Raw genomic sequence first — 12170 nt, forward strand, 5'->3', positions numbered from 1 at the left:
ATTAGAATTACTAAGTGCCTTCCATTTCTATAGGCGTCGCAAAAGGTTCCATTTCGGTAATGGGTTTACCAAATGCTATTTTTGGATAAGTATTGGTATGAGGATCAACCATAACCTGTAAAAGCTGTGGCTTATCTTTATTTTCTTCGCTCCAGAGCCAATCTACGCCAGATTGAATTTCATCCGGACGCTCAATAGTTATCGCCTCGATTCCATAGGCAATAGCAACTTTTGCAAAATCCGGGGCGCTATATCCCCAATAGGTAGATTGATATCTTGATTCAAAATAACTATCCTGAAATTGCCTGATCATACCAAGTGTTTTATTATTCAACACTACGATCTTAACCTTTAGGTTATTACGTACAATGGTCTGCAATTCCTGAATGTTGATTTGCATACATCCATCACCGATCAATACCACCACGGGTTGATTATTTAATGCGATGCAAGCGCCAATTCCAGCCGGCAGTGAAAAACCCATGGCACCCATGCCGCCAGAGGTCATAAAGTGCTGACCTTTTAACAACTCAAGGGATTGAGCAGACCACATTTGATGGCTACCAACATCGGCTAGATACACTTTATTTTCACTTCCTGCCTGAGAAAGTGCATGCATAAACTTATTTGGATTGATCCCATCAGGTGTAAGTTCACTCGTGTCAGGCCATTCTGTTCTTAATGCGTTAATCCGTGTCAGCCATTCTTTAGGTGCCACGAATACCAAATCTTGAGCAGCTTTTTCAAACTCCTCAAAAAACTTACCTAAATCAGCAACGATTGGAATACAGCCCAATACCCGGTTATTGATCTCTCCGGATTCACAATCGATATGATAGATTTTTCTGTTTTCTATAAACTTGGTATCTGCACCAGTTTGACGAATGTCTAACCGGCTGCCCAATACAATAAGCAGATCACACTCCCCAAAGGAAATGTTGGCCCACCGATTTCCATAGCTTCCGATAAACCCAACCCTCAAATCATCTTGATAAGCTATCGTATCAAGCCCCAATAAGGTCGTAACCACAGGCACTTGCGTTTTTTCAACAAAATGATCAAAAGCGATTTGGCTGGATGCTGCCTTTATGCCCCTGCCAGAAAGAATTAAAGGTCTCTTGGATAATTTAATGTCAGCGATTAAGTCGTTTAGCGTATTCACAGAGATGTTCGCAGCTACATCTTTCTTCACATAGTTATCTGAAACCTCTATTTGTGCCCTTTGCACATTCATTGGGATATCGATCAGCACCGGACCCGGTCTTCCAGACATAGCTAAAGCAAATGCCTTTTCAAAAACCGCTTCAAGCTCATTAGGATCGTTAACGAGATAACAAGCTTTAGTGATTGGTTTAGCCATCGCTACGATATCAGTTTCCTGAAATCCTAACTGACGAATGTCACGATCGCCTTTTTGCTCATGCGTATTCACCTGCCCGGTAATAAATACTGCAGGAGTGGAATCAAAATAACAACTTCCAATTCCGGTAAGCAAATTCGTCGCGCCTGGACCACTGGTGGCCAGTGCTATTCCAGGTAAACCAGTGATACGTGCATAGCCTTCCGCTGCAAATGCTGCAGCCTGCTCATGGTGCATCGTAACAATTTTTATTTTTGTCGTTTGGTTTAGCGAATCTAAGATATGGGTAATCATCCCTCCTGAAAGTTCAAATACACTTTCGATTCCTTTTTTGCTCAAAAAGCTAGCAATAAAATCAGATGCCTTCATGGAAATATTATTTAGATAGGTAATAATTTAAGGTTTTGGACAAAGCTACGTTAAAATCAGTAAAATCGATCATCCCAATTTCATTAGTTAGCTTGGTAATATCTCCTTCGATATGCATGGATTGATTTTCACGATATGGAATAGCACCAAAATTTAGTAAAAAAGATGGATTTATAGCATCTCTTATTTGAACAAGCAGCGACTTTAGTGTTAACGTATGATTTCCTGAAACATTATAAATCCCAGATTTAATTTCACTTTCTACAATTGACAATAAAATTTTCGCAAAGTCGCCTGCGTATAGATACGCGTATCTCTGCTCTCCACCTGTGAAATCCATTTCTGACTTAGTTTTCATGGTGTTAACAACAGAGGGAATCAACCAGTTGTCACTTTCCCGCTCACCAAATACAGAAAATACCCTTAACCAAAGCCAATTAATATTATTGAGTTCAGAATAAGTCTTTAAAATTTGTAAACAGCTTAACTTAACACTTGCATAAGCACTCATAGGCTGCACCGCATCATCTTCTGAAACTTTGTGGCTTATATTGCCATATTCTGCCTGAGAGCCAAGAAAGATGAATTTCTTTAAATCCAGCCTTTGGGTCAACTCTAGAAGGTCAATCAAAAGCGCTATATTTTTTGCCTGGAGAGACCACTGATTTCGATCATTAGCTTCAACACCAATCCATGCACAATGGATAATTTCAGTGGGCGATTGAGTGATTACCTGCGCTTTCCAGTCACTGCCATTGTCAAGGTCTATCCATTTGATAGCATCAGCAAAAGAAGTACACCTGGATAAATTAGATGTACTTCTTTTCAATCCTATTACCTCAACCTGATGTTGAATTAATATTTCTGCAATATGCGACCCTAGAAAACCCGTAATGCCAGTTAATAATACTTTACGCATTGAGGTATGCTAAAATTTGATTTGCAGTTACGGAATCTATATTTTCCTTATCAGCTACGAATGACTTATACCAGCTTATTGTAGTCTCAACGGCCTTAGCCGCATTCAATTTTGGTTGCCAGTGAAGATCAGCAATAGCTTTACTGATGTCTAATTTGAGTAGCCCTGCTTCATGGGGTTGATTTGGTAGCTGTTCAACTTTGTACTTTCCAGTCCCCCAACAATCAATAGCAAGCTTTAACATTTCGCTCACCGGTAGGGCATCCGTTGCATAAGGGCCGAAATTATAAGCCACTCCAAATTTAACAGGATCAGCTTCTAAATTCATACCCAATATCAAATAGGCGATAACCGGCTCGAGAACATGTTGCCATGGACGTACAGATTTAGGATTTCTAACCACTATTTCTTCATCATTTGATAATGCTTTGGCAATATCCGGGATTAAACGATCTTTAGACCAGTCACCTCCACCAATAACGTTCCCGGCCCTGCCAATCGCAATGCCTTTATGGTGTTCGCTGATCTTTGCTTTATTAAAAAATGAATTCTTATACGAATCTATCACCAATTCCGTACAAGCCTTACTAGCGCTATAAGGGTCATAACCACCTAAACGATCATTTTCTCTGTAAGGATAATCCCATTCGTTATTGTGATATACTTTGTCTGTGGTGATTAACACAACAGAACACTTTTTATCAAGCAATCGAACGGCATCCAACAGGTTTGCCGTACCAATGGCATTCACCTCAAACGTTTCGGATGGAATATCATAAGATAATCTTACCAACGGCTGAGCGGCCAGATGGAAAATAAAATCAGGTTGGAAGTCTAAAACTGATTTTTTTAACACCTCACGGTCTCTCAAATCTGCTATAGTTGATTCACAAATTTGATCTCCACCGATTAAATAGTATAAATCATTTTCGGTTTGAGGCGCTAAAGCATAGCCCTTTACTTCCGCTCCCAATAGTTGCAGGGTTTTAAGCATCCAGGATCCTTTGAATCCTGTATGACCGGTAAGGAAAACTTTCTTACCGGAATAAGTTTGCTTTAGTTGATCTAACATACTACCAGATTTTCCATTTTGCCTGCCCAGTAGACCAAAGCTGTTCTAATTCAATCCGATCCCTTAAGGCGTCCATAGGTTTCCAGAATCCGCCATGCTTGTAGGCAGCCAGTTGACCATCGTTTGCTATTTCTTTTAGTGGTATATTCTCCCACTGGATCTCATCCATGTCTCCTTCAAGATATTTGAAAATACCAGGCTCTAAAACGAAGAACCCGCCATTAATCCACATCCCATCACCCTGAGGTTTTTCTACAAAGTGATTTACAGAACCATCTTCATCCATTTCAATATTTCCAAAACGACCAGGCGTTTGAATGCTGGTTAGTGTCGCCAACTTACCATGGCTTTTGTGAAAGTCAACAAGATTTGTGATATTGATATCAGCTACTCCATCCCCATAGGTCAGCATGAACGTTTCATCCCGTACATATTTTTGGATTTTCTTAATCCTACCTGCGGTATTGGTTGTTAAACCCGTATCAACTAAGGTTACTTTAAAGGACTCAGAATTCGAAAAATGAACATCGACTTTATTTTTTTCTATGTCAATACTGACATCAGAATTATACAGATAATAATTTAAAAAGTACTCCTTAATGCTCTGGGCTTTGTAACCCAGGCATAATACGAAATCGTTGTAGCCATAGACCTCATAGATTTTCATAATATGCCATAAAATAGGCTTACCACCGATTTCAACCATTGGTTTCGGCCTGGCTTCCGTTTCTTCCATAAGCCTGGTACCTAAACCACCAGCAAGAATTACAACTTTCATATGTTTAATTTTGGATTTCTATTTGTACATTTTCTGTTAATGGATGTGAGCAGCATAATAAATACTCATGCTCTTCCAGATCACTTCTTTCCTTGGTGAGGCCAATCATTTTAAGAGCCCCACTTAATACTTTACCTTTACAAGTACTACAATTACCGGTCTGACAAGAATAAGGTAGTTCTATATCAGCATCTAAAGCCGCTTCTAAAATGGTTTTGCCTTTAGCTATTTCTAGCTTATGCAACTTGCCCTCGAAAGTAAGTGAAATCTCCTGAGTATGGATATCGATAAAGTCTTTTGGGTCTTTAACCAACTCAAAGTCTTCAGAATAAACATTAATTAAGCGACCAAACTTAGTTTGTATGGCACTTTTAACTGATTCTTTCAAACCTATGGGTCCGCAGATGTAATGCGCACAGCAATTTGGATCCAGTGCGACATCTAGAATGGATAAGGCTTTATCCTGATCAATTCTCCCTTGAATCAGATATGGATTTCCCTCATCAAGCACGAGTTTAGTATGAAAATGTCTAATGGTTAATCTTTCAGAATACCGAGTTTTTAAGGCTTCAATCTGATCTTTAAAGATAGTCGTTTCATGGTTTTTATTTCCATAATTCAAATGGACGTTTATACTTGCAGTTGAGCTAAGAATATGCTTAATAATTGAAATTAACGGCGTAATACCACTGCCAACGCCCCAAAAATAAACATCGGTTATAGCATCATCTGTTCCAAAAATAAAGTCACCCATTGGAGACATTACTTCGATGGAATCTCCAACGTTAATCATATCATTAATATGATTAGACACTAATCCATTTGCCACACGTTTGACAGTAACCTCTAAAAAGGTATCAACATTTGGAGACGAAGAAAATGAATAAGGCCGAATATATCTCCTGCCATTAATTCTAAAAATTAATGTGAGATACTGGCCCGCAATATATTTAATTTTCTTTAAACCAGGTTGTTTGAAGCATAAAGTAACTGTGTCTTCAGTTTCCTTTCGGATTTCCGCCACCTTTAAAGTATAATTCATAAATCTTATCCTCTAAACTTTTTAAGTAGAGACTTAAATGTGCTATTAGTTTCATTTTCTCCGTAAGATCCATAGCCATAACCATAGCCATAATCTTTTGGAACAATGTCATTCACTACTATGCCTAAATTATTCATTCTTTGTGTTCGATATAATTGATCTACAATATAAAGTTGGTTTTTTTGAGTAACTTTCTGTCTTATAATATACAAAGTCGCGTCTGCATACTTAGCTAAAAGCTGGGCATCCGTGATAATACCAACAGGGGGAGCATCCATGATAATATAATCGAACTGCTCTTTCAATTGGGCAATTAAATCATCTGTATGCTCAGACATGATAGTTTCAGCAGGATTTGGAGGTAGTGGTCCTGATGAGATAATAAACATATTTGGGTTAATTGCCAGTGGTTTTATGATATGCTGAACTTTTACAGATGGATCGATAGTATAATTACTAAAACCAGTTGTATTAGCTACTCCTAATTTTGCTGAAAGGCCAGGTTTACGTAAATCCAGTTCCATTAATAAAACTTTTTTGCCTGCGAGTGCAAGTATATTACCTAAATTAATAGCTGTAAATGATTTACCTTCTCCAGAGGCAGTTGAAGTCAATAATATTACTTTTTGGCTTGATGTTTTTAAATAAAAAGAAAGATTGGTTCGCAAAGCCCTAAATTGTTCAGATATCGCGGATCTTCCCTGATGTGCTACAATTAAATTGTCTGTACTACTATTGTGATTAATTTCACCAATAATTGGTGTAATCGTTGCTGAGGTAATATCTTCTTTTGTAGAAACCGTGGTATTTAATAAGTTAATTAATATTATAAATACTGTTGGAATGATAAGCCCTATAACTATAGCAATCAAATAAATCGTATTTTGCTTTGGGCTGATTGGAGCAATAGCAGATTTTGGAGGATCTATTGTCTTTGCTATCGCTAAATTTGAAGTTTTAGAAATAGCAGTTTCTTCTGCTTTTTGCATCAAAAATATATATAACTCTTGTTTGATTTGTTGATTTCTAGCAAGCTTTAAATAATCTTTTTCGATTTGTGGAACTTGCTCTCCCCTCCCCTCAGCCTGATTGAGTTGAGAACGAAGTTTATCTCGGGTAATGATATAACTATTTTTTGAACTCTGTATATTACTCAATAAACCAGCTCTTAATCCAGAAATTTGCTCATCAATATTCTTTATAAAAGGGCTTTCTTCTGTATCGCTCAATAGACGTTTATCTCTCTCTATTAATAACGAATTATATTGACTCATTATACCAGAAAATACCATATCTGATGAAAGTAAAGAAGCTGGAAAAACCCTCTTATTTTTGCTCTCATCTTTTAAATAGCCTTCCAGTTCGCTTAATACCGTTATCTGAGTTTCCGCCTTCGCCAGCTCATTCGTAAATGCAGAGGTGCTTTGAACAAGTAACTTGCTTTGTTCAGACATATCAGTCAATTTATTATTTTGCTTGAACCTCTCCTGCTTATTTTCAACATCACCTAATTCGCCAGAAATGATGCTTAGCCTTTTCTGTATAAATGTAGTCGTACTATCCGCTATAATATTCTTTTCTTCGAGGCTTGATGAAATATATCGGTTTATTATGGCCCTTAAAATATCTTCACCTTTTCTTGGGTGCGGATATGAGAGTCCTAAATCCATTATCGTTACCTGTTTATTTGTTACACCAACTGTCATTTTACCTTGCAATTCTGCAACACGATCATCTATCGAAGAAACTTGAATTAAAAATTTACCATGTTCAAGCTTTGCAATGCCAGTTGGAATTAGTTTAACTATTCCCACTCCATTCAAGTTAAACTCTTCATTAAATCTTATTTCCTTTTCAAAGTCGTTAGCGGAAACTTTAAGTGTATTAGAGCCCGTTACATCTACTGTGACCAACGTTTGAGAAATGGTATCTAATGCTTTTGTAATGGATAATTTGATTGGCGTTTGGTATATTTCCCTTTTCTTGAAACCTACCTTCTCCTGATAAACAATGTTGAGTTCCATCTGACGAACGACCTGTTCCATCAAAAATCTTGTTCTTAAAATTTCCACTTCATTGTCTACAGAACTTTTCCCCCCCATAATCCCACCAAGATCCATTAATGCAGAACCTTGTGCTCCAGGTGATCCACCTTTATCATTACTATTAACCAATACTTTTGAGCTTATCTGATAGATAGGAGGAGTATACTTTGAATAGAAATAGGCTATTATCAACGAAATGAGAACCGCACCAAGATATAGATACCAGTTATCTAAAAGTTTTAATATTATTTTCCTAATATCAAGTGTTTCATCTTCTGCACGAAGATCTAAATTTTGTTCTGGAATTGAGTTCATTTATGAATTATTTTTATCTGAAACTAGTGATAGCAATAATAATTACGGAAAGGACCGACGCCAATACACTTACGGTTTGAATTTGTGCAGAATTAGATGCTGATACCTTTCGTTTGTTAGGCTCCACATAAACTACATCATTTTGTTTTAAATAATAGTAAGGGCTATTAAAAATCTCTGATGAATTTAAATCTAAACGGGCAAATTCCTTTTTACCATTATTATCCCTTACAATCAATACATTCTCTCGTCGGCCATAGATAGTCAAATCACCGGCAAGACTTAGTGCATCTAGAATGGTAACTTTCTCATTCGGCAATGTATAGGCAGAGGGAGCATTCACTTCGCCTAAAACGCTGACCTTAAAATTGGCAAATCTTAATTGAACATTAGGTTCTTTATAAACTACAGCAGCCTTCTCCCGAATTAATTCTCGTGCCTCATACGTCGTCAATCCGGCAACTTTAACTTTCCCAATTAAAGAAAGTTCAACATCTCCATTCTTGTCTACCAAAAAACCAGAAACTTGCTGCGCCGTTGCAGAAGTATTTGCAGATCCACCTAAAATATTATTAGATGCCGCTTGATTAACAACCACCCCGTTTTGCGGATTCAAAGTAAAAACATTAATACTCAGTATATCATCTGGCTGTATAATAGGTTCCGTAAATTTTGTGGCATTTTCGAGTTGCGCTTGATTGACTGTTTGAATATCCTGAAAATAAGCGATTTTTTTATTGCTTACACAGGAAGTTTGCAGAGCTAAAAGAACAATTAAAATATAAAAAATTGAATCGCCTTTCTTGATTTTGTTTATATTCATAGGTATTTATGGTAGTCAAATATTACCATTTCTAAAATTAAATAAGTTAAATATTGGTATAATCTATAATTCTTGCAATTGAATAAACGTTACTTTAAACCAATTGCAAACTTAATCATTTAAATGTAATAATGAAATTAGCTTACTTATTTGACCAATTCACTAAACTTTGAATTTAAAAAATTCATTATCTAATTAAATAGATATACAAGCCCAACTTTTGCATGTAAATTGTTTACATCTTGCTTGTGCCAATTCCAATAATCACCTGGAGGATTACTATCTTGCCATTGATATTGATAATTTAATGATTTAACGTACGTAAGCTGCGCATTGGCCACGAACCGTTTGAAATTCCAGGAGAAAGTACTTCCTATAGCCAAATCTATCCAATGCCTGTTGATATACTGTCTTCGATCTGCCGAAGCAAAAGCAAAATCATAAAAGAGATCATTATTATTTACCTTACGTTCGAGTTGCAATCCGATGCGTTTCAATCCCTTTACCCAGCTCACATCCAGCGTTTGCAGATTACTCCCTGGTCCGATTCCAGCACCAAGAACCTGACCCTTATTCGTATATCCATCTAAAACCTGTCCATGACTATACCAACTCGGATAGTCACGAAGTTGACCTGTAGTAGTTCTTTCTAACTGTGTTAGCTCTACACCAACCTGTATAAATTCATCTGGTCTTCGTAATGGAACTAACTTTCTAACACCCACTATATAAGCCCGGGTATGTTCCGGTTCTGCAGCTGCATCCCTTAAATCATAAGAATGATCATTCCTGCCAAACTGAAAATAAACTTCTGCTTTGCTTTCTGTAAAAACATATTTAGTGAAAAATGAGATGTATTGATCCCTTTCCGCAGCATCCTCACTGTACGTTCCTTCTGGCGTAACGTATCCTACTTTTTCCACCTGAGAAAAAATCGGGAAATAGTCACCAAAACCATTGCCCATTTTTGATCGGTTTACAATAAAGGTCCTATCAAAACCCAGGTATAAGCCTGGCACCCATTTTGGCTGATAAGTTAAGACCATACCAGAAATGTAACGCCATTCATAGGGTTTTTGAACCAATTCATTTCTGATCGCTTGCGGAACGGTTGGATCCCGGTTTAAGGTAAAGCCTGATTGCTCTAATCTTCCTCCAATAACCTGTGCTTCAAAAGATCCGATATAAGTTTTCACTGGTCGGGTTGTGTTTAAAGTTAGGTGTCTAAACCCAGATGCATTGTTTGTCATCAACAAAGAGTTTCGAACTCCTGGCCCCCACCATAAGTTTTCATTGGAAAAGCCTGCTGATACCGGACCAACATTTAAGCGGATGCTGCTCTGCCCTAAACTTAGTTTTGAATATTGTTTGTTGCCCATGCGATCAGGCAGATCAATCCGATTATAAAACAAGCCAGTAAACGGAGTATTCCAGTACACCCCATTCGGTGCATCGGCTAAGCGCTGAAAATTACTATTTTCTGCAAAAACATATTCTGGCCTCAACTGAATACTTAAAGGCCCAATCTTGGCGTAGATCCCTGCAGAAATTTGCGTTTGATAACCTTTTGCCTGCACCATGGAGCCATCATTCATTCCATAAGGATGATGCGAATTAAATTGTTGCTGCCAGGCTACAGGTAGCGCATAAATCTGCGTATGTAATTTAGGATTACTGTAAAGTAACTTTCTAAAGTGGTTTAAGGAATAACTGGTATCTGGATCTAAAGATAAATCATTTCTATCCGACATAAACATCGGCCGGATCATATAAGAACTATTCGAACTATCTTTACCCAACAGTTGTTGCCTTCTGTAGGCATCTTCTACATTTTCCAGTAAACCAACCGGCAAAGTCTGGGCAAAAGCCATCCCATTTACGAAGAAAAGCATTAAGGAGAGGTAGAAAATTCTCATATGTTTATAATATAGTTTTGAGGTATGAACGCTAAAATGCTCGCAAAGGTATACAAACTTTCCTCCGTTAGGAAACTTTTTTACTTTCCGGGCCTCATCTATAACAAATTCATTTGCTTTTCAACCACCAATTTTTCCAAAAAAAACAGGCCATTCGTAAAAAAACACCCCTAGTTAATGAAATGGTTGGATTCCAGGCTACAAGTGAGATGGCGTAAGCGCTAAACAATTGTACGCTGGTCAGATCAATCCCACTCATGTATATTTTCTTATAAAAACTAGGGTTGTGTTTTTATTTAGAATAATTTACCGTTTTAATTGATTTTAATACGTTTATTTGAGGTATCATAATGATTACGCTTTAGAATTACCAAACAAATTGAATATTCCCATTGCTATGCTACACCATGTAGCCGAACAGCCTCATCCAAGTTTGCAGCAATTTTCCATCAGTCATAAAAAGTTTATAGAATTCCTCGACAAGATCGAAGAGAAAGGGTTACAAACCACCACCTTTGAAGAAATCATCACCAGGAAATTAACAACCAGAGATTTACAAAATAAACTGGTCATCACTTTTGATGATTGCGCAGCCGAACTTTTTGAATTTGCCATCCCGGAATTGGTGAGACGAAAAATGAAAGCCGTATTCTATATGCCCTCTAATCACATCGATGGACAGAATATATGGGATATGGAAGAATATAATATGGCGAGTGTAAAGTTGATGAACCTTTCACAATTGCAAAAGCTGCTCCATTTAGGGATGGAAATAGGGAGTCACGGAGAAAAGCATGTCAAATTAAATCAGGTGAGCGAAGGCGCTGCATATTCCGATATAGCCAATTCAAAAAAAACACTCGAAGAACTGCTTAACCACCACATTTATTCGTTCGCATACCCTTACGGCGAAATCCCGGCTAAACACCGGAAAATGTTGGCAAAGGCAGGCTATCAATTCGGCTTAGCCATTTATACGCAATTTGAAAACAAGTATTCACTCCGGAGATTTGCCATCAATGAAACGGATGATCAAAAGATTATTGACATGAAATTAGGCAAAAGGTACCGGTTGATGCGGTTAATTTATGACCCGATTTTGCTTTTGAAAAAGAAGTGGTGAGATCGCCGGCTATCACTGCGATAAGTAAATTCTATCCAGCAATTCTTAGTCAGGGAAGGAATTTACCTGCTATGTGCCTGTAGCCGTAGTTGGTTACAATAGAGCAGGGTAATGGTTAATAGCTTATCCGCACTTTGTTCGTCTATTGTTCGTCTCTCATTCGTGTATGGTATGGCTAAGCACATGGAGTTGCTACATTTGACTGGAGGAATTTAGTTGTCAGATTTAACTAGAAACTTTTAAATTTGATTATATGAGCAAACGAGTATTTGATGATTCCTTCAAAAAAATGGCTATAGATTTATCTAATAGCCGAGGATCGGTGAAAGAGGTTGCAGATGAGCTTGGAATAAACGATAGCCTTCTGAGTAAATGGAGACAGCGTGAGTCGGAGCCCAAACAGAGTCC

The 12170-nt window shown here is 37.5% G+C and carries 10 protein-coding genes; 2 read left to right on the forward strand and 8 right to left on the reverse strand.

The window, feature by feature from the left end; genetic code table 11:
- Positions 1 to 10 precede the first annotated feature (10 nt).
- The 8 genes from GJU39_RS19205 to GJU39_RS19240 all read right to left on the reverse strand — a co-directional run bounded on the left by GJU39_RS19205 (position 11) and on the right by GJU39_RS19240 (position 10639).
- On the reverse strand, positions 11 to 1729 hold the full coding sequence (locus GJU39_RS19205; protein ID WP_154282624.1) for a thiamine pyrophosphate-binding protein: 1719 nt from the start codon (positions 1727 to 1729) through the stop codon (positions 11 to 13).
- Positions 1730 to 1736: 7 nt separating this feature from the next.
- Entirely contained in the window at positions 1737 to 2648 is a 912-nt protein-coding gene (locus GJU39_RS19210; protein ID WP_154282625.1) for an NAD-dependent epimerase/dehydratase family protein, read from the reverse strand.
- A complete protein-coding gene (rfbG, locus tag GJU39_RS19215) occupies positions 2641 to 3720 on the reverse strand; it encodes a CDP-glucose 4,6-dehydratase (protein WP_154282626.1) in 1080 nt (359 codons plus the stop codon). The genes GJU39_RS19210 and rfbG overlap by 8 nt, the downstream gene beginning before the upstream one ends.
- 1 nt (position 3721) lies before the next feature.
- On the reverse strand, positions 3722 to 4498 hold the full coding sequence (gene rfbF / locus GJU39_RS19220) for a glucose-1-phosphate cytidylyltransferase (protein WP_154282627.1): 777 nt from the start codon (positions 4496 to 4498) through the stop codon (positions 3722 to 3724).
- A gap of 4 nt (positions 4499 to 4502) precedes the next feature.
- Entirely contained in the window at positions 4503 to 5540 is a 1038-nt protein-coding gene (locus tag GJU39_RS19225; RefSeq protein ID WP_154282628.1) for a ferredoxin--NADP reductase, read from the reverse strand.
- Positions 5541 to 5545: 5 nt separating this feature from the next.
- Positions 5546 to 7900 (reverse strand): GumC family protein, encoded by a 2355-nt coding sequence (locus GJU39_RS19230; RefSeq protein WP_154282629.1) that lies wholly within the window; start codon positions 7898 to 7900, stop codon positions 5546 to 5548.
- Positions 7901 to 7913: 13 nt separating this feature from the next.
- Positions 7914 to 8723 (reverse strand): polysaccharide biosynthesis/export family protein, encoded by an 810-nt coding sequence (locus tag GJU39_RS19235; RefSeq protein ID WP_154282630.1) that lies wholly within the window; start codon positions 8721 to 8723, stop codon positions 7914 to 7916.
- A 191-nt stretch (positions 8724 to 8914) separates the two neighbouring features.
- Positions 8915 to 10639 carry a capsule assembly Wzi family protein gene (locus GJU39_RS19240; RefSeq protein ID WP_154282631.1) on the reverse strand — a complete coding sequence of 575 codons (1725 nt, stop codon included), beginning with the start codon at positions 10637 to 10639 and terminating at the stop codon, positions 8915 to 8917.
- 337 nt (positions 10640 to 10976) lie between these two features.
- Between GJU39_RS19240 and GJU39_RS19245 the strand changes: the two genes are divergently transcribed.
- Both GJU39_RS19245 and GJU39_RS24325 read left to right on the forward strand, forming a co-directional pair.
- Positions 10977 to 11762 (forward strand): polysaccharide deacetylase family protein, encoded by a 786-nt coding sequence (locus GJU39_RS19245; RefSeq protein ID WP_154282632.1) that lies wholly within the window; start codon positions 10977 to 10979, stop codon positions 11760 to 11762.
- Positions 11763 to 12015: 253 nt separating this feature from the next.
- Positions 12016 to 12170: transposase (locus tag GJU39_RS24325; protein WP_154281226.1), on the forward strand; the 155-nt coding region annotated here is incomplete at its 3' end.

This window comes from Pedobacter petrophilus, assembly GCF_009674725.1.
Classification (GTDB): Bacteria; Bacteroidota; Bacteroidia; order Sphingobacteriales; family Sphingobacteriaceae; genus Pedobacter; species Pedobacter petrophilus.

Coding starts and splice junctions, on each gene's coding strand:
- GJU39_RS19205 (WP_154282624.1), bottom strand. CDS start 1,729: ATGAAGGCATCTGATTTTATTGCTAGCTTTTTGAGCAAAAAAGGAATC.
- GJU39_RS19240 (WP_154282631.1), bottom strand. CDS start 10,639: ATGAGAATTTTCTACCTCTCCTTAATGCTTTTCTTCGTAAATGGGATG.
- rfbF (WP_154282627.1), bottom strand. CDS start 4,498: ATGAAAGTTGTAATTCTTGCTGGTGGTTTAGGTACCAGGCTTATGGAA.
- GJU39_RS19235 (WP_154282630.1), bottom strand. CDS start 8,723: ATGAATATAAACAAAATCAAGAAAGGCGATTCAATTTTTTATATTTTA.
- GJU39_RS19225 (WP_154282628.1), bottom strand. CDS start 5,540: ATGAATTATACTTTAAAGGTGGCGGAAATCCGAAAGGAAACTGAAGAC.
- GJU39_RS19230 (WP_154282629.1), bottom strand. CDS start 7,900: ATGAACTCAATTCCAGAACAAAATTTAGATCTTCGTGCAGAAGATGAA.
- rfbG (WP_154282626.1), bottom strand. CDS start 3,720: ATGTTAGATCAACTAAAGCAAACTTATTCCGGTAAGAAAGTTTTCCTT.
- GJU39_RS19210 (WP_154282625.1), bottom strand. CDS start 2,648: ATGCGTAAAGTATTATTAACTGGCATTACGGGTTTTCTAGGGTCGCAT.